Genomic DNA, 16,820 nt, shown 5'->3' on the forward strand with positions numbered 1-16,820 from the left:
AGGCCCCTGTACCGGACGCGAGAGTGCGTGCATGGCGCCGCGAGGCAGACGCCGGTTCGACGGCACGACCCAGGGCGTGTCGGCCGTGGTCCGCCGGGCAGGCCCTGGGGCTCACGCCTGTGGCAGGGTCACCTCGAAGCAGCAGCCGCCGGTGACGTTGCGGACCTCCGCCCGGCCCGCGTGGGCCTCGACGATGCCGCGCACGATGGCGAGTCCGAGCCCCGCGCCGGCCGGGGGCGTCCGGGCGTGGGTGCCGCGCCAGCCGGTGTCGAAGACCCGGGGCAGGTCCTCCTCCGGGATCCCGCCGCAGCCGTCGGTCACCGACAGGACCACCCCGGCGCCCGCCCGGTGCGCGGCGACGGCCACGGTGCCGTCGGCGGGGGTGCGGCGGATCGCGTTGATCAGGAGGTTGCCCAGGACCCGGCTCATCTCCTTGGCGTCCACCTCGACGGGCACCGCCTCGATCCGGTCGCCGACCAGCCGCACGCCGTGCTCGCGGGCCAGCGGGTCCGCGCCCGCGAGCGCGTCGCCCACCAGGTCGTAGACCGAGATCCGGGTGGGGGTGAGGCTGAGCGAACCGGCGTGGATGCGCGAGAGTTCGAAGAGGTCCCCCACCATGTCGTTCATCCGGTCCACCTCGGTGCGTATCTGGCGCAGATAGCGCTTCGAGTCGACCGCCATGCCGTCCTCCAGCGCCTCGGACATGGCCCGCAGACCGGCGAGCGGGGTCCGCAGGTCGTGCGAGATCCAGGCGACGAGCTCGCGCCGCGAGGTCTCCAGGGCGCGTTCGCGCTCGCGCGAGCTGTCGAGCTTGGCGCTGGTGGCGGCCAGCTCGCGGGTGAGGGCGGCGAGTTCGGCGGTGGCCGGGGCCTCGGGCGCCGCGAAGGTGCCGCCGTCGCCGAAGGAGCGGGCGGCGAGCGTCAGTTCGCGGCTGCTCGCGGCCACCCAGCGGCCGAGCAGCACGGCGGTGCCGAGCGAGACGACGGCGGCCATGGCGACCACCGTCGTGACCACGGACAGGTCGTGCGGCGACAGGAACATCGCCCAGGCCACGGCCAGTGTCCCGGCGAGCATCGCGGTCACCGCCACGGCGGCCACCACGGTCAGCGAGACGACGAGCGAGCGGCGCCGGAAGAGCCGCAGCGCGAGCGCGCCGAGCAGTCCGGCCGCCGCGGCGCCCAGGAAGGCGAACAGCGCGATGAGGAGGAGGTCGCTCACGCGGGCACTCCCGGTGCGTCGGCGGCCGCCGCGTCCTGCGGCAGGTCCAGCCGGTAGCCGACGCCCCAGACCGTACGGATCAGCTCCGGGCGGGCCGGGTCCGTCTCGACCTTGCCGCGCAGCCGGCGGACATGGACGGTCACGGTCGACAGGTCCCCGAAGTCCCAGCCCCACACCTCGCGCATCAGCTCCTCACGGGTGAACACCCGGCCGGGGTGGCGCAGCAGGAAGGCGAGCAGGTCGAACTCGCGCAGGGTGAGGGCCAGCGCCCGGCCGCGCCAGCTCGCGCTTCTGGCGGAGGGGTCGAGGACGAGTCCGGCGCCTTCGAGCAGTCCGGGGCGGCCGGGGGGCAGCGCGGCGGCTCCGGCGCGGCGCAGCACGGAGTCGACGCGCAGGACGAGTTCGCGGGGGCTGAAGGGCTTGGTGACGTAGTCGTCGGCCCCGGTCTCCAGGCCGAGGATGCGGTCCTCCTCGTCGCCGCGCGCGGTCAGCATGATGACCGGCACCGGCCCGTGGGCCCGCATGCGGCGGCAGACCTCGAAGCCGTCCATGCCGGGCAGCATCAGGTCCAGGACGGCGAGGTCGGGTCGCCGGGCGGCGTACCGCTCCAGGGCCGCCGGGCCGTCCGCCGCCCGCGCCACGTCGTATCCGGCCCCGGTCAGGTACCCGGCGACGACCTCGGCGACGGTCGGGTCGTCGTCCACCACGAGGACGTGGCCGCGCGGGGCGGGCGGCGCCCCGTCGGCGGGGCGGGGCGGTGCGGGGTCCGGGATCGGCTGCATGCCCTCCACCTTGGCACTGGTGGCGGGGCGCCGCGGACCCCGGTGCGTGCCCGCCGGGCGACGTCCATATTTCGTAAGAATCCGGAACCCGAATTGTCGGTTTTGGCTCCGTAGGGTGAGCCGCGTGACTCCTTCCTCCGATATTTCCGGCCCCTGTGCCGACGTCGTCCTGCCGTGTCTGGACGAAGCCGCCGCACTGCCCGGGGTGCTGGCCGCGATCCCGGCCGGCTGGCGTGCGATCGTCGTGGACAACGGCTCCACCGACGGCTCGGCGGAGCTGGCCCGGTCCCTCGGCGCGACCGTGGTGCACGAACCCCGGCGCGGCTTCGGCTCGGCCTGCCACGCCGGACTGCTGGCCTGTGACGCGGAGTTCGTCTGCTTCTGCGACTGCGACGGCTCGCTGGACCCGGGGCTGCTGCCCGGCTTCGTCCGCCGGATCGCCGACGGTGAGTGCGATCTGCTGCTCGGCCGGCGCCGCCCGCAGGAGCGCGGCGCCTGGCCGTTGCACGCGCGGGCGGGCAACGCGGCCCTGGCCCGGATGCTGCACCGCCGCACGGGGCTGCGGCTGCACGACCTCGGCCCGATGCGGGCCGCCCGCCGCACCGATCTGCTGGCGCTCGACCTCACCGACCGGCGCAGCGGATATCCGCTCCAGATGGTGGTGCGCGCATCGGACGCGGGGCTGCGGGTCGCCGAGACGGATGTGCCCTATCTCGCCCGGACCGGGAAGTCGAAGGTCACCGGCACCTGGCTGGGCACCTGGCACGCGGTGCGCGACATGCGCGCGGTGCTGGCGGAGGCGCCCGCCCGGGCGGTGGCGTCGCGATGAGCGCGCCCCACCCCGGCGCGGCCCGCCGCGCGTCCGGCGGGACGACCCTGCTGGTCATCGCCAAGGAGCCGCTGCCCGGCCGGGTCAAGACCCGGCTCACGCCGCCCTTCTCGCCCCACGAGGCGGCGCGGCTGGCCGAGGCGTCGCTCGCCGACACGCTGCGCACGGTGGCCGCGCTGCCCGCGGCCCGGCGGGCGGTCGTCCTGGAGGGCGCGCCCGGACCGTGGCTGCCACCGGGCATCGAGGTGGTGGCGCAGGGCGCCGGGGGGCTCGACGAGCGGCTCGCCGCCGCGTTCGGCGCCTGCGCGGGGCCGACCGTCCTGATCGGGATGGACACCCCGCAGATCACCGCCGCCGTTCTGGCCCCCGCGCTGTCCCCGACCGCGTGGGAGGACTGCGACGCGTGGTTCGGCCCGGCCGAGGACGGCGGGTTCTGGGCGCTGGGCCTGGCCGAGCCGGACCCCCGGCTGCTGCGCGGCGTACCGATGTCCGTGCCCGAGACGGGCGCGGTGCAGCGGCGGCGGCTGGTCGACGCCGGGCTGCGGGTGCGCGACCTTCCGCCGCTGCGGGACGTGGACACGGCGGCCGATGCCGCGCATGTCGCGGGGCTCGCGCCGCACGGGCGGTTCGCCGCCGTCTTGGCCCGGACGACCGGGGCGGCGGCCCGGTGAGCCGGACGCTGCCGGAGTCCGGTCCGGCCCGTACCGACGGGGTCTCGTGGAGCACCGACCCGTACGCCAACGCCCTGCGCAACGGGCACGGTCCGCTGTTCCTGCGCCGTACGGACGGCTGGCTGCTGCCGCTGGACGTCGAGCGCTGGTGTGCCGGCGCGGACGCCGCGGACCTGTCGGCGCTGCACCGCTGTGAGGGGCCGGTCCTGGACATCGGGTGCGGGCCGGGGCGGCTGGTCGCGGCGCTGGCGGCCCGGGGCCACCGGGCGCTGGGCATCGACGTCAGCGAGGCGGCGGTCGCCCGCACCCTGCGGCTCGGCGGATCGGCGCTGCGGCGCTCGGTCTTCGAACCGCTGCCCGGCGAGGGGCGTTGGGGCACCGTCCTGCTGGTCGACGGCAACATCGGGATCGGCGGCGACCCGCGCGCGCTGCTGCGGCGCACGGCAGCGCTGGTCGCCCCGGGCGGGCTGCTGATCGCGGAGACCGCGCCGCAGGACATCGACGAGCGGGTGGACGTGCGGCTGGACGACGGGCGCGACGCCCGGCCGGGGGCCGTACCCGGCCGGCCGTTCCCCTGGGCGCGGCTGGGCACCCGGGCGCTCCTGGACCACGCGCGGCCGGTCGGCTGGCAGCAGGCGGATCAGTGGGAGGCGGACGGCCGCCCCTTCGTCTCCCTGCGGCGCAGCCGCACCCCGCGGACCGCCAGCCAGAGCGCCGACACCGCGAACAGCGCGGCCGTGATCAGCAGCCAGTTGCCCAGGAACACATCGGGGGAGAGCCGGCTCGCCGGTTCGTAGCGCGCGGACTGACGGGTGATCAGCGGGAACCACACGAGCAGCAGCAGCCCGGACAGGAACGCCGGCACCCTGACGAAGTTCACCAGGGCCCGGTGCCGCCCGGCGGACCGGCACAGGAGCCGGTCCGCCGTCGCGTACAGCGGGACCAGCACCAGGTCGTGCACCAGGGCCGCGCCGGCGAACCAGAGGACGACCCCGGCGGTGTCCCCCGCCAGCAGCCGCACCCCCGCGTAGCCCGCCAGGGCGAAGGAGGCGGCCATCAGGACGAGGTGCAGGGGGCCTTCCCCGTACCGGCGCCGCAGGAGGGCACGCGGGTCGTTCGCCTTCACAGCTCTCCAAAGGTCAGCCGGGACACCCATTTGGTGTTGAGTACGCCGGGGGCGGCCGGGACGATGATCCGTGCCGGATATCCGTGGTCGGGCGACAGGTCCTCGCCGTTGACCGCGAGGGCCAGCAGGGAGCGCGGGTCGGCCACCTGGTTGTCGCGGAGCGCGGCCCGGCGGAAGGCGCCCCTGCGCTGCACGGACTCCACGAGCACCCCCGGCGGGCCGTCCGGGTATCCGGCGAGCGCCGCCAGGTCCCTGAGCCGGACGCCGCGCCACCACTGGTCCGAGGTGGACCAGCCCTCCACGCAGGCGATCGGGAGGGCGGCGCTGTGCTGCTCCATGGCGAGGAGCTGGTCCCGGCTGAACCGGAGGTCCCCGGCCGGGCCGCTGACCGTGAGCCACCAGCCCTCGCCCGTGTCGGCGGCGGTCACCCCGACGGCGGCGGCCGTCTTGTTGATCTGGAAGCCGTTGGGTCCGGACCCCGGCTCGGCGGCGCCGTGCGGGGTGAGCGCGGCCGACCGCCGCAGCGGCCCGTCGAAACTGCGGCCGGCCGAGGTGAGGAAGAGGACGAGTGAGCCGGCGCCCACCATGGCCAGCGCGCCCCTGCGGGACAGCGTCGCGGGGGCGGGGGCCGGGGACTGCAGCGGGTCGCCGGGGACGGTGCCGCTCAGCGCGCCCGAGCGCAGCACCCGGACGGCCTGGGGAGCCCGCAGCCCGGCGTGCGCGAGGAACGCGGCGAAGAACACCCACGCCCCGTAGAAGTGCAGGGGGTAGAAGGAGCCCGGGAACAGGTACTCCAGCTGGATGTTGAGGAGCCCGGTGACGAACTCGAACAGCGCCCCGCCCACCAGGAGCAGCAGCGAGAGGCGCTCCAGCGCGTGCCCGGCGGACCGGGCGGGCGGCAGCGCGAAGAGCCGGGGCACGACCGACCAGAGCTTGGCCAGCAGGACCGGGACGAGCACGATGCCGAGGGTGACATGGACGCCCTGCGTCAGCCGGTACAGCCAGTGCGGGCCGGTCGGCCAGGCGAAGAGGTAGAAGCCCAGCAGCCCCTTGTCGGGCGTCTTGTCGTTGACCGGGCTCAGGTCCGGGTTGTAGGCGGCGTACGACAGCAGCCCGGTCACGAAGAGCACGGTGATCCCGCCGAGCAGGACGAGGCCGAGCACGGCGGTGAAGCGCACACCGCGCACGGGGCTGCGCCAGAAGCCCGGTGCGGTGGGCAGGCGTCGGGAGATCGCCGTGGCACGTACGGAGAGGCTGCGGGAAGGGAACGCGGGTGGGGTCGGAATCCTCCGACGGCTGTCGCCCATGTCCCGACGCTATGCCCGGGATACCGGCGCGGGCCGGTTGCGACTCCTGACGAAACGGTGACGTCACCCCTGGCGGGGCACGGAATCTGACGGTTCGGTGACGCGCCCGGCCGGCAGCCGCTCCCGGCGCCCCGGCGTGCGTACGGTGCCTGCGTGAAGACCGCGGACCGCACCGAACACGCCACCGAACCGCTTCCCGCACAGCGCTCCGGGCACCGCCTCGACCTGGCCGCCGCCGGCGCGGGCCTGCTGCTCGTCGCCGTCGCCGCAGTCGTCGGCACGGCCATCGAGAACGCCGATCACACGCTCTACGTCCACTGGCCGCCGCTGCTCGCCTCCTGGTACCCGCACATCGGGCCGGGCACCTGGGCCGCGCCCGTCGTCGCCGTCGCCGTGATCGCGTACGGACCTGTGCTCGCCGACCGGCTGCGCTGGCGGCCTCTGCTTCTCGGCTGCTACGCCACCGCACTGGCCTGGGTCTTCTCGCTCGCCCTGATCGACGGCTGGGGCCGGGGGATCGCCGAGCGGCTCACCACCAAGCACGAGTATCTGCGGGTCATCGGCCGCTTCGACGACATCGGCGCCGCCCTGCGCGGGTTCAACGACCACATCCTGATCGGCCCGCCCGGCAACTGGCCCGCCCATGTCGCCGGGCATCCGCCGGGCGCCACGCTCACCTTCGTGCTGCTGGACCGCATCGGGCTGGGCGGGGGCGGCTGGGCGGGCGTCTGGTGCATCGCGACCGGCGCGTCGGCGGCGGTCGCCGTGCTGATCACCGTACGGGCCCTGGCCGGCGAGCACCTCGCCCGGCGGGCCGCGCCCTTCCTGGTCCTCGCACCGGTCGCCGTCTGGGCGGGCACCTCGGCCGACGGCTACTTCACTGCGGTGGCCGCGTGGTCCATCGCGCTGCTGGCCCTGGCCGCGACCCGCACGGTCCGCGCTCCGGCGGCCGCCGCGCTGGGCGCCGGGCTGCTGTACGGGCTGACCTGCTACCTCAGTTACGGTCTGGTGCTCATCGCGCTCCCGCTGCTGGCCGTGCTCGTGGTGGGCCGCACCGCCCGGCCCCTCCCCCTCTTCGTCGCGGGAGCGCTGGTGGCGCCGGCCGCCTTCACGCTCGCGGGCTTCGAATGGTGGGAGGCGTACCGGATCCTCGTCGAGCGCTACCACCAGGGCGCGGGAGGCTTCCGCCCGTACTCCTACTGGGTATGGGGCAATCTGGCCTGTACCGCGATCGCCGTCGGACCGGCGACGCTCGCCGGCCTGCGCCGGGCGGGGGCGGGCGCGCCCGGCGCGCTACGGACCCTGCGGACGGGTCCGACGGCCGGGCCCCAGGCTCTGGTCCTGCTGGTGTCGGCGGCGCTCCTCGCGCTGCTGGCCGCCGATGTGTCCGGGATGAGCAAGGCGGAGACGGAGCGGATCTGGCAGCCGTTCATGCTGTGGCTGCTCCCCGCCGCCGCGCTGCTGCCCGCCCCCGGCCGGCGCGGCTGGCAGGCGGCGCAGGCCGCCGTGGCCCTGGCGGTCAACCATCTGCTCTGGACCGGGTGGTAGCGGGGGCACGCTCCGGACTTCTCAGACCATGATGAGCAGCCGCGTCTTCGCCTTGAGCTTCCTGTTCACCGAGCGGCTCTGCACATAGACCTCCAGCTCGGGGTTGTTCCCCGCCTTCACGGAGACGGTGCCCCTGACCCCCGTACCGAACAGGAGGCTGCGCGCCGCGTCGCCGGTGTAGGCGCGGTCGGTGTTCTTCTCGACGACGATGACCTCCTTGTCGGGCTGGACCTGGACCCGGCTGCCCAACTGGTAGTAGCAGGAGCCCCGTTCGTAGGTGACGCCCGGGTGCGAGTCGACGAAGGCGCGGATCTCGGTCTCGGTGTCGACCTTGAGGAGGCGGTACTTGTCGGCCGGGACCGGTTCGAGATGGGCCCGCACGTCGTCCACCGATATGTCCTGGCCGACCGCGAACAGGTTCTTCGTGCCGCGCACGCCCTGCTCGCGGCCCCGCAGGAAGCTGGTGGCGGCGGCCCGTACCGTGCCGATCGCCTCCTCGACGCCCTCCTGGGAGTCGGCGTCCCAGATGGCGATGTTGCCCGCCGGGAAGCCGTAGTTCTGCGCGGTGCGCTTCGCCAGGGAGTTGGGGACGAGGATCGCGGAGGTCCAGTGGCCCGGGAGGGCGCCCATCTTCGCCGCGATCCGGTCGAGCCAGGGGCCGAGGACGGTCATGTCGCCGTCGTGCCGCCGGTCGCCACCGGAGGCGTTCTCCTCGCCGTCCGTCACGACGATCTGGAGGAAGCTGTGCTCGCCGTACTCCTCCCAGATGTGGCCGAGGTCGTCCAGGGACTTCAGCGAGGCCTCGATCAGCGCGGTGGCGCCGTTGTTGACCTTGTAGAGGCCGCGCATGGACGGCAGGTGCTTCACGTCCATGTCCCAGACCAGGTTCTCCACCCGGTGGTCGAAGGAGTAGAGGCTGATCCGGGTCTCGTGGCCGAGGCTGTCCGACTCGGCCTTCAGCCCCGCCACGAACTCGTCCACGACACGGATCAGCTGGTGCTGGTGCTGATGCATGGAACCGGAACAGTCCACGACCAGCGCGACGTGGTTCACCTTGTGCTGGATCCTGTTGGCGGGCATGCGCGTGCTCCTTCTCCGTGGCTCCCCCGGGTCCCCGAGTGATGTCCTCACGGTAGGGGGAGGCACTGACAACGGAGCCCGTCGCCGGAGCCGGGCAACGGAGGCCGACGACGGAGCCCCGCAAGGGAGCCTGACGTCGGATCAGCCGCCGTCCGGCGGCCAGGCGCCGACCCAGACGCGGGTGACGGCGCTGATGTAGCGCGCCCCGCAGCGGTCGGTGGGCACCACCAGCTGGCTGCCGGCGCCGTCGAGGTCGGCGCCGTCCAGCCGGGTGGCCAGCAGCACCGGGGCGTCACCGAAGTCGGCGTCCAGCTCCGCCCAGGACAGCACCGTGTGGTGCCCGTCCCGGCCGGCCACGGCCAGCAGGAAGCGCGAGCGGTCCTTGCGCCGGCGGGGGTCGAACACCGGTCCCGCGTCCAGCACCACGTCCCGCAGCAGCGGGCCCTCGAACCGGTGGTGCCGGGAGCCGCTGGTGGCGCAGTCGAAGACCACCTCGGCGTGGCGCTGCTCCCAGCGCGCCCGCAGGTCTCCGACCGTCAGGGTGCCGGGGCGGTCGATGTCCCCGAGGAGGGCCAGGGCGGCGGGCCGCACGGACTTCGCTGGGGGTGGCGCGCTGAGACGACTCATCGGATTCCCCGAGTAGGACGGCCCGCCGGGCGGCTGTCAGAAGGTATGCCCGGACGCCGGCCGACGGAATCGCGAAGTGCGGCGAAAAGCGGCCCGCAGGCTTGCATCCGGGAGAGCGATCACCAGTTTCCGCCCTCGGGTGCGTCCGGGACCCCCAGCGAAAAGCACGAGCCCCGAGGGTGCCGGCTGGAGGATCAACCAAGAGATGTACCGGCCACTTCTCCTTGCATTTACGATGACTCGACTCATGCTCACCTCGTGAATGTGAGATAGCGGGTCTCCCGGCCCGCCCGGCAGTCGCGCAAGGAGCCACACCATGCACGTCGAACACCTCCTCCAGCTCGAATCGCTCGACCTCGGCCTCCTGTGGGGCGACGAGCGTCTGCTGTCCCGGGAGATCAGCGGGGTCACCGCCACGGACCTGGAGGACCCCGCGCGCTTCCTCCAGCGGGGCGAGGTCGTGCTCAGCGGGCTGGTGTGGTGGGACCCGGCGGACGACCCGGCGAAGGTGGACCGGTTCGTCTCCGCACTCCAGTCGGCCGGGGCCGCCGCGCTCCTGGCGGGCGAGGAGACCCACGGCGGTGTGCCCGACGTTCTCGTCGACGCCTGCCGGGCCCGGCAGGTCACACTCATCTCCGTACCCGCGCAGACCAGCTTCCGGGCCGTCACCGACGCGGTCTACCTGCGGCAGTGGGGCGACCTCAGCCGCCGCCCCACCGACCACTACGCGCTGCCGGAGAACGTACGCAACGAGCTGAGCGCGCTGGTCGGGGGCGGCGCCGGCCCCGACACCCTGCTGGACCGGGCCTTCGCGCACCTGGGCACCCCGGCCGCGTACCTCCTCAGCTCCACCGGGCGCACCCTCGCCCGCACCGCCTCGGCGCCGCCGCTGACCGCCCGGCAGGGCGCCCGGTGTCTGCGCCGGTCCACCGGGGCCACCCTGCGCGTCGAGGCGGAGGGCTCCCCCTACGCGGCCCGCCATCTCCATCTGCCGGACATCGCGGGGGCGCCGCCCCGGGTGCTGCACGAGCTGGCCGACGTGCTCGCCCGGCACCGGCAGGGCACCGCCCGCGACGAGGAAGCGGCGCGGCTCCGGGCGCGGGCGCTCGTCTCGCTGATGGAGTCCCCGGCTTCCGACGGAGGCTCCCTGGGGCCCGCGCTGTCGGTGTGCGGGCTGCCGGGACGGGGCCCCTACGAGGTGGTCGCGGCCCGGCTCGGCGGTGACGAGGACGCGGGCACGGCGGCGGACGCCCTGGCCGAGGCCCTGCACCACGGCTCCCGGCCCTTCGCGGTGGCCGCGCTGGACGGCGGGGAGGCGGTGGCCGTGGTGCAGGGCGACGCCGGACCCCAGGCGCTCTCCGCACTGTGGCCCGTCCTGCACGCCTGCCACCCCGGCGCCGCGCTGCACGGCGGGGCGGGGGCCGCCGTCCGGGACCCCGAGGGGCTGCGCGCCGGGCTGGTCCAGGCGCGTTACGCGCTCGCGGCGGCCGGGACGGAGGCGCCCTCGGCGGCCCGGTTCACCTCGATGGACGACCTCACCGGCCTGCGCGCCCTGCTCGCCGGCCTTCCCCGGGACGTGCGCGAGGTCTACAGCTCCCGCGCGCTGGGTCCGCTGCTCGACGGGAAGGACGCCTCGCGGCGCACCCTGCTGGAGACCCTGGAGGTCTTCCTCGCGCACAGCGGTTCCTGGGCGCGGACCGCCGAGGCGCTGCACCTCCACGTCAACACGGTCCACTACCGGGTCGGGCGCATCGAGCTGCTGACCGGCCGCGATCTCTCGCGCCTCGACCACCGGCTCGACCTCCAGGCGGCGCTGCTGTGCCGCTGAGCGGGCCGGGGCGGCTCAGCCCCGGGCACCCGGCCGGTCGATGTGCACGTTCGTCGACTTCACCCGGGCCGTGGCCAGCACGCCGACCGCCAGGCCGAGTTCGTCGACGGACTCGCGGCTGATCAGCGAAACCAGCCGGTGCGGCCCGGACTGGATCTCCACCTGGGCCACCACGTCGTCGGCCTTCACCGCGGTGACGATCCCGGCGAAGGAGTTGCGTACCGAGGTCAGCACCTCGCCGGGCACCGGATGCAGGCCCCGCGCCCGCTCGGCGGCGAAGCCGGCGAGGCTGACGCCGTCGATCACCCGGTTCCCCGCACCGCCCCGGTCCATCGCGAGGTGACCGCCGTCCGCCCAGCGGCGCACGGTCTCGGGACTCACGGCCAGCAGCTCCGCCGCCTGGCCAATGCTGTACGAGGGCACCCCGGCACTCTAGGGCCTGTCCGGCGGATCAGGGCTGTGCGAGGAGTCCTTCGGTGAGGTCGCGCAGCCGGCGGGCAGCCACCGGGTCGAAGGCGCGGGTGTCCACCCCGATGCGCCGTCCCTCGACGAACGCGCTGAGCGCTTCGGCGGGAGGGGTGTCGATGGCGTCGAGGATAGGCGGGAGCGCGGCCTCGACGGGCTTGGCGTGCCGGCGCATGGACCGGATGTGCGGCACGGTCGCGGCGTCGTACTCGCCGGAGAAGCCGGTGGCGGTGACGCCGGGGTGGATGAGCACATAGCGGATCCCGGCCGGTCCGTGCCGCTCGGCGTAGCCGACGCCCAGCAGGTCGTTGAGCTTGCCGCCCTGCCCGAGCGCGGCCCCGCCGTGGTAGCCGTGGCGCAGCTGGAGGTCGTCCCACCGGATCAGTTCGAGTCCGGCCCCCGGCCCGGCGACGTTGACGACGACCGGGTGCGGGGCCCGGGCCAGTGGTGCGGCGAGCGCCTCGCCCAGCAGATGGCGGCTCAGATAGAAGAGCGCGAAGTTCTCCTCGTACCCCTCGGCGGTCTCCGTACGGCGGGAGCGGTAGTGGCGGGCGCAGAGCACCAGCGCGTCGACGGACGGGAAGGCGGCGCGGATCTCCTCGGCGGCGCGGGCGGTCTGCGCGAGCAGGCTGAGGTCGGCCGTGACGAGGACCGCCCGTCCGGGGACCCCGTCGGCGCGCGCGGCGTCGAGGAGGCGGCGGCCCTTGACGGGGTCGCGGGCGATGACGACGACCGTGTCGCCCCGGCGCAGGCGGTGCAGGGCGAGCGCCTTGCCGATGCCGTCGGTACCTCCGGTGATGACCAGCGTGCTCACTCGGCGTCTCCTCGCGCGGGAACGGGCTCCGGCTGGGCCAGGACGGGTCGGGCATCTGAAGCACCCAGCTTTCCCGCGGGACCAGGGTCGCGGGCGGGGTGCGGCAGAGGGATGCCGATGAGGGGTGCGGTGGCGCCCCCGTCGCGCCGCCGCAGGGCGGGATCCAGGCGTTCGTGCGGTAACGGCGCCATGACTGTCTCCGTGAGTTCGAGCGGCGGGAGCACTCTCAAGAATTGCACTGGCCGGTGCACTTTATGGCACTGATGCGTTCGTCGCAACGGGCGGTCCTACTCAACTGCACCGCTCAGGGCAGTTGTTGGAGCCGGCTGGCTACGATGACGGGGTGAGCGGAACGCGCGGGACCCAGACCACGAGCACCCCCAGGACCCCCTCGCGGGGCCGCATCGACAAGCGGCAGGCGATCCTGGGCGCCGCCTTCACCGTGTTCGCCCGGCGCGGGTACGCACGCGCCTGCATGGAGGAGATCGCCGAGGTCGCGGGGGTGGCCAAGCACACGGTCTACAACCACCTCGGCGACAAGGAGAACGTCTTCCGCAGCGCGATGGAGACCGCCGCCGACGACGTGATGGACCGCAACCTCGCCGTCGTGGACCTGTTCGCCGCCGAGGACGCGGCGGGCGCCCCGGAGGACGACCTGACCGCCCGCCTCGAAGCCCTGGCGCACCGCCTGCTGCTGCGCTGCTGCGACGAGCGGTCCTGGGCGCTGAAGCGCCTGCTCCACGCGGAGCTCGCCCGGTTCCCCGAACTGCTGGAAGTCGTCCGGGGGCGGCGCGCGAGCCGGCTCACGGACGCGCTGGCCGACCGGCTGGCCAGGCTGGCCCTGTCCGGCCGGCTGCGGCCCTGCGATCCGGCGGAGGCGGCCGAGCACTTCCTCGCCCTGCTGACCGGTCCGCTGGAGACCCGGTCCCGGCTCGGCACCCGCGCGGTGCCGGACGAGGAGCTGCGCCGGGTGGCGCACGCGGCGGTGCGGACCTTCCTGCTGGCCTACGGTCCGGCGCCGCACGGGGGCGGTGCGTGATTAGGAGGTTCCTCCGACCGTACCCGCACCTGCCATGTGGTTTCCCATGGAGAACTGTAAATGCGAGCTCACAGCGCATACTCTGTGGCACATGCAGTCCTACACGATCGGGCAGGCCGCTCGTCTTCTCGGCGTGAGCCCCGACACCGCCCGCCGCTGGGCCGATGCCGGACGCGTCGCGACCCATCGCGAGGAGAGCGGACGCCGCCTGATCGACGGCAAGGACCTGGCCGCGTTCTCCGTCGAGGTGGGCCAGGGCGGCGCCGGTGAGGACGACGCGTCCTACACCTCGGCTCGCAACGCCTTCCCCGGCATCGTGACCGCGGTCAAGCTCGGTGACGTGGCGGCCCAGGTCGAGATCCAGGCCGGCCCGCACCGACTCGTCTCGCTCCTGACACGGGAGGCCGTCGAGGAGCTGGGACTCGAGGTCGGCATGCAGGCCACCGCCCGCGTGAAGTCGACCAGTGTGCACATCGACCGCACCTGAACCACCGCTCCACCCAGCGGCGTCGCCCCTCCCCACGCTCCCGGCCGGACGCGGGCGAAGGAGATCACGCGACGCGGCTCACCCCTCTGTCCGCCCCGGGCGGCACCAGCCGACCGCGTTCCCAAGGAGTTGCACCCTCATGTCCTTCACCCTCACCCCCGCCCGACGGCGTACCGCGGCCGCGATCCTCACGGCGGCGCTCCTCGTACCGCTGGCCGCCTGCGGCAGCGACGACGACAAGAAGGACACCGGCGCGAAGGCCAGTGCGTCCGGCTCCGCGAGCGGCGCGCCCAAGGCCGATCTGACGGTGCTCGCCGCCGCCTCGCTCACCGACGTCTTCAAGACGGCGGGCGCCGCCTACGAGAAGGAGAACCCGGGCACGAAGGTGACGTTCTCCTTCGCCGGTTCGCAGGAGCTCGCGGCCCAGGTCAAGCAGGGCGCGCCCGCCGACGCCCTGGTCACGGCCGACACCAAGACCATGGACGGGCTCAAGGGCGACACCGGCGCGCCGACGGTCATCGCCAAGAACCGCCTGGTCATCGCCACCGGCAAGGGCAACCCGGAGAAGGTCGAGAACCTCAAGGACCTCGCCGACACCAAGCTCAAGGTCGTCCTCGCCGCGCCCGAGGTGCCGGTGGGCCGCTACAGCAAGCAGATCCTCGACGCCCAGAAGATCGAGGTGAAGCCGGTCTCGCAGGAGCCCAACGTCCGCGCCGTCCTCAGCAAGGTCGAGCTGGGCGAGGCCGACGCCGGCCTGGTCTACAAGACGGACGTCGCCACGGCCGCCGACAAGGTCGACGCCGTCGACATCCCGGACGCGCAGAACGCGGTGGCCTCCTACCCGGCCGCCACGCTGAAGGCGTCCAAGCACAGCGCGGCCGCCGAGGCGTTCGTGAAGTGGCTGTCGACGCCCGAGGCGCAGAAGATCCTCTCGGACGCCGGCTTCCAGCAGCCGTAACGCAGCCGTACGGTGTGCCCGGCCCGTTCGCGGGCCGGGCACACCGGTCTTCCAGCCCCAGGGGTGCCGATGAACCGATTCCGCAGCCGTGCCACGCGTCCCCGCGCGCCGATCGCCCTGGCGATCCCCGCGCTGCTGGCCGTCGCCTTTCTGCTGCTGCCGCTGATCGGGATCCTCGCCCGCACCGCGTGGGGCGAGCTGGGCACCCATCTGACCAGCCCCGCGACCACCCAGGCCCTGACCCTTTCGCTGATCGTCTCCGGCTGGGCGCTGGGCCTCTCCCTCGTCCTCGGGGTGCCGCTGGCCTGGCTGCTGGCCCGGGTCGACTTCCCCGGCAAGGCGTTCGTCCGCTCCCTGGTGCTCCTGCCGATGGTGCTGCCGCCGACCGTCGGCGGTGTCGCCCTGCTCCTCGCGTTCGGCCGGCGCGGCCTGCTCGGGCCGTGGCTGGAGGACACCTTCGGCATCACGCTGCCGTTCCACACCTCCGGCGCCGTCCTCGCCGCGACCTTCGTCGCCATGCCGTTCCTGGTCATCAGCCTGGAAGGCGCCCTCGGCGGACTGCGTCCCCGCTACGAGGAGACCGCCGCCTCCCTGGGAGCCTCGCCGGTACGGGTGTTCTTCACCGTCACCCTGCCGATGGTCGCCCCCGGGCTCGCTGCGGGCGCCGCACTGACCTGGGCGCGCGCACTGGGCGAGTTCGGGGCCACCATCACCTTCGCCGGGAACCTCCCGGGCACCACGCAGACCCTGCCGCTCCAGGTCTATCTGCTGCTCCAGGACAGCCCGGAGGCCGCCACCTCGGTCTCGCTGCTGCTCCTCGTCATCGCGATGGCCGTGCTGCTGGGCCTGCGCGGGCGGTGGACCGGGACGCCCGGCGGCGGCACGTCGCCCTCGCACGTCCCGGCGGACGAGCCGGACACCGCCCTCGCGAAGGATTTGCCCACTGCGGGAACGCCCGTTCCGGGTCCGCAGGACGTACGGGAGAGCTGGCCGCTGCACGCCGAGGTCACGGGTTTCAACGAGCTCACGCTCGACGCGGAGGCCGGCACCACCATCGCCGTCGTCGGCCCCAACGGAGCGGGCAAGACGACCCTGTTGCGCGCGCTGCTCGGCCTCACCCCGCGCGCCCACGCCGAACTCCGGCTCGGCGCCGTCGATGTGACCGCCCTCCCCCCGCACCGCAGGGGCGTGGCGTGGGTGCCCCAGGACGGTGCCCTCTTCCCGCACATGAGCACGCTGGCCAACACCGCGTACGGGCTGCGCGCCCGGGGGGTGCCGCGCGGCGAGGCACGCCGGCTCGCCCAGGCGTGGCTGGACCGGCTCGGCGTCGGCCCGCTCGCCCACCGCCGCCCGGCGCAGGTCTCGGGCGGCCAGGCCCAACGGGTCGCGCTCGCCAGGGCGCTGGCAGCCCGGCCCCGGCTGCTGCTGCTCGACGAGCCGCTCGCCGCCCTCGACCAGACGACCCGCGCCCAGGTCCGGCACACCCTGCGCCGCCATCTGGAGGGCTTCGGCGGCGTCTGTCTGATCGTCACCCACGACCCCGTCGAAGCGGTCGCGCTGGCCGACCGGGTCCTGGTGCTGGAGGAGGGCCGGGCCCTCCAGGACGCCCCGCCCGCCGATGTCACCCGCCACCCCCGCTCGCCCTGGGTCGCCCGGATGCTCGGCCGCAACGCCTGGCCCGGCACCGCCGCCGACGACGGGCTGCGGCTCCGCGACGGCGGGCACCTCGTGGTCGCCGACCCGCTGCCGGCCGCCGGTACGCCCGTGCTCGCCGTCATCGCCCCGGAAGCCGTCTCCGTGCACCGGGAGCGGCCCACCGGCAGCCCGCGCAACGTGTGGCCGGGGACCGTCCGGGAAATCACCGCCAGCGGGAGCCGGCTGCGGGTCCTGATCGGCTCGGAGCAGGCCCCCGACCTCGTCGCGGAGATCACCCCGCAGGCCGCCGCCGAACTCTCGCTCGCCGACGGCGTGGCCGTGTGGACAAGCGTGAAGGCCACCGAGGCGACCGTCGTCGCCCTCTGAGCCCTCTGAGCCCTCTCTG

At 74.4% G+C, this 16,820-nt stretch carries 16 protein-coding genes; 9 read left to right on the top strand and 7 right to left on the bottom strand.

Annotated elements, in window-relative coordinates; translation table 11 throughout:
* Positions 1–111: 111 nt before the first annotated feature.
* Both RLT58_RS08045 and RLT58_RS08050 read right to left on the bottom strand, forming a co-directional pair.
* Entirely contained in the window at positions 112–1,218 is a 1,107-nt protein-coding gene (locus RLT58_RS08045) for a sensor histidine kinase (RefSeq protein ID WP_311309705.1), read from the bottom strand.
* A complete protein-coding gene (locus RLT58_RS08050; protein ID WP_311309706.1) occupies positions 1,215–2,000 on the bottom strand; it encodes a response regulator transcription factor in 786 nt (261 codons plus the stop codon). Before RLT58_RS08050 ends, RLT58_RS08045 begins: the two co-directional genes overlap by 4 nt.
* Before the next feature lie 124 nt (positions 2,001–2,124).
* Between RLT58_RS08050 and RLT58_RS08055 the strand changes: the two genes are divergently transcribed.
* From RLT58_RS08055 to RLT58_RS08065, 3 genes are read left to right on the top strand one after another with little or no spacing between them, the layout of a single operon-like run.
* Positions 2,125–2,829 carry a glycosyltransferase family 2 protein gene (locus RLT58_RS08055; RefSeq protein ID WP_311309707.1) on the top strand — a complete coding sequence of 235 codons (705 nt, stop codon included), beginning with the start codon at positions 2,125–2,127 and terminating at the stop codon, positions 2,827–2,829.
* Positions 2,826–3,500, top strand: coding sequence for a TIGR04282 family arsenosugar biosynthesis glycosyltransferase (locus RLT58_RS08060; RefSeq protein ID WP_311309708.1), 675 nt, complete (start codon positions 2,826–2,828; stop codon positions 3,498–3,500). The genes RLT58_RS08055 and RLT58_RS08060 overlap by 4 nt, the downstream gene beginning before the upstream one ends.
* Complete coding sequence (locus RLT58_RS08065) at positions 3,497–4,297, top strand: class I SAM-dependent methyltransferase (protein ID WP_311309709.1); 801 nt, start codon at positions 3,497–3,499, stop codon at positions 4,295–4,297. The genes RLT58_RS08060 and RLT58_RS08065 overlap by 4 nt, the downstream gene beginning before the upstream one ends.
* A gap of 325 nt (positions 4,298–4,622) precedes the next feature.
* On the opposite strand, the gene RLT58_RS08070 is transcribed toward RLT58_RS08065, so the two are convergent.
* A complete protein-coding gene (locus tag RLT58_RS08070; RefSeq protein WP_311309710.1) occupies positions 4,623–5,933 on the bottom strand; it encodes a molybdopterin-dependent oxidoreductase in 1,311 nt (436 codons plus the stop codon).
* A gap of 153 nt (positions 5,934–6,086) precedes the next feature.
* On the opposite strand from RLT58_RS08070, the gene RLT58_RS08075 reads away from it, so the two are divergent.
* On the top strand, positions 6,087–7,481 hold the full coding sequence (locus tag RLT58_RS08075; RefSeq protein WP_311309711.1) for a hypothetical protein: 1,395 nt from the start codon (positions 6,087–6,089) through the stop codon (positions 7,479–7,481).
* Between the two features lie 21 nt (positions 7,482–7,502).
* Here the strand turns inward: RLT58_RS08075 and RLT58_RS08080 are convergent, their stop codons facing one another.
* The gene (locus RLT58_RS08080; RefSeq protein ID WP_311309712.1) at positions 7,503–8,561 is read right to left on the bottom strand and encodes a vWA domain-containing protein; all 1,059 of its coding nucleotides are present in this window, start codon (positions 8,559–8,561) and stop codon (positions 7,503–7,505) included.
* Between the two features lie 141 nt (positions 8,562–8,702).
* A complete protein-coding gene (locus tag RLT58_RS08085; RefSeq protein WP_311309713.1) occupies positions 8,703–9,188 on the bottom strand; it encodes a molybdopterin-dependent oxidoreductase in 486 nt (161 codons plus the stop codon).
* Between the two features lie 316 nt (positions 9,189–9,504).
* Between RLT58_RS08085 and RLT58_RS08090 the strand changes: the two genes are divergently transcribed.
* Positions 9,505–11,016, top strand: coding sequence for a helix-turn-helix domain-containing protein (locus RLT58_RS08090; RefSeq protein WP_311309714.1), 1,512 nt, complete (start codon positions 9,505–9,507; stop codon positions 11,014–11,016).
* 15 nt (positions 11,017–11,031) lie between these two features.
* Here RLT58_RS08090 and RLT58_RS08095 read toward each other — a convergent pair whose 3' ends face one another.
* Together RLT58_RS08095 and RLT58_RS08100 are read right to left on the bottom strand one after the other, a co-directional pair.
* On the bottom strand, positions 11,032–11,439 hold the full coding sequence (locus RLT58_RS08095; protein WP_311309715.1) for a TOBE domain-containing protein: 408 nt from the start codon (positions 11,437–11,439) through the stop codon (positions 11,032–11,034).
* A gap of 28 nt (positions 11,440–11,467) precedes the next feature.
* On the bottom strand, positions 11,468–12,295 hold the full coding sequence (locus tag RLT58_RS08100) for an SDR family NAD(P)-dependent oxidoreductase (protein ID WP_311309716.1): 828 nt from the start codon (positions 12,293–12,295) through the stop codon (positions 11,468–11,470).
* Positions 12,296–12,638: 343 nt separating this feature from the next.
* On the opposite strand from RLT58_RS08100, the gene RLT58_RS08105 reads away from it, so the two are divergent.
* The 4 genes from RLT58_RS08105 to RLT58_RS08120 all read left to right on the top strand — a co-directional run bounded on the left by RLT58_RS08105 (position 12,639) and on the right by RLT58_RS08120 (position 16,801).
* A complete protein-coding gene (locus RLT58_RS08105) occupies positions 12,639–13,334 on the top strand; it encodes a TetR/AcrR family transcriptional regulator (RefSeq protein ID WP_311309717.1) in 696 nt (231 codons plus the stop codon).
* Positions 13,335–13,425: 91 nt separating this feature from the next.
* A complete protein-coding gene (locus tag RLT58_RS08110; RefSeq protein WP_311309718.1) occupies positions 13,426–13,821 on the top strand; it encodes a TOBE domain-containing protein in 396 nt (131 codons plus the stop codon).
* 139 nt (positions 13,822–13,960) lie between these two features.
* Complete coding sequence (gene modA / locus RLT58_RS08115; RefSeq protein WP_311309719.1) at positions 13,961–14,779, top strand: molybdate ABC transporter substrate-binding protein; 819 nt, start codon at positions 13,961–13,963, stop codon at positions 14,777–14,779.
* A 69-nt stretch (positions 14,780–14,848) separates the two neighbouring features.
* Complete coding sequence (locus tag RLT58_RS08120) at positions 14,849–16,801, top strand: ABC transporter permease (RefSeq protein ID WP_311309720.1); 1,953 nt, start codon at positions 14,849–14,851, stop codon at positions 16,799–16,801.
* Positions 16,802–16,820: the final 19 nt, after the last annotated feature.

Source organism: Streptomyces sp. ITFR-16 (assembly GCF_031844705.1).
GTDB lineage: Bacteria > Actinomycetota > Actinomycetes > Streptomycetales > Streptomycetaceae > Streptomyces.

What these genes read in the sequence shown, in the direction of transcription:
- RLT58_RS08060 (WP_311309708.1), top strand. Translation starts at nt 2,826, where the DNA reads ATGAGCGCGCCCCACCCCGGCGCGGCCCGCCGCGCGTCCGGCGGGACG.
- RLT58_RS08070 (WP_311309710.1), bottom strand. Translation starts at nt 5,933, where the DNA reads ATGGGCGACAGCCGTCGGAGGATTCCGACCCCACCCGCGTTCCCTTCC.
- RLT58_RS08050 (WP_311309706.1), bottom strand. Translation starts at nt 2,000, where the DNA reads ATGCAGCCGATCCCGGACCCCGCACCGCCCCGCCCCGCCGACGGGGCG.
- RLT58_RS08090 (WP_311309714.1), top strand. Translation starts at nt 9,505, where the DNA reads ATGCACGTCGAACACCTCCTCCAGCTCGAATCGCTCGACCTCGGCCTC.
- RLT58_RS08080 (WP_311309712.1), bottom strand. Translation starts at nt 8,561, where the DNA reads ATGCCCGCCAACAGGATCCAGCACAAGGTGAACCACGTCGCGCTGGTC.
- RLT58_RS08110 (WP_311309718.1), top strand. Translation starts at nt 13,426, where the DNA reads ATGCAGTCCTACACGATCGGGCAGGCCGCTCGTCTTCTCGGCGTGAGC.
- RLT58_RS08085 (WP_311309713.1), bottom strand. Translation starts at nt 9,188, where the DNA reads ATGAGTCGTCTCAGCGCGCCACCCCCAGCGAAGTCCGTGCGGCCCGCC.
- modA (WP_311309719.1), top strand. Translation starts at nt 13,961, where the DNA reads ATGTCCTTCACCCTCACCCCCGCCCGACGGCGTACCGCGGCCGCGATC.
- RLT58_RS08120 (WP_311309720.1), top strand. Translation starts at nt 14,849, where the DNA reads ATGAACCGATTCCGCAGCCGTGCCACGCGTCCCCGCGCGCCGATCGCC.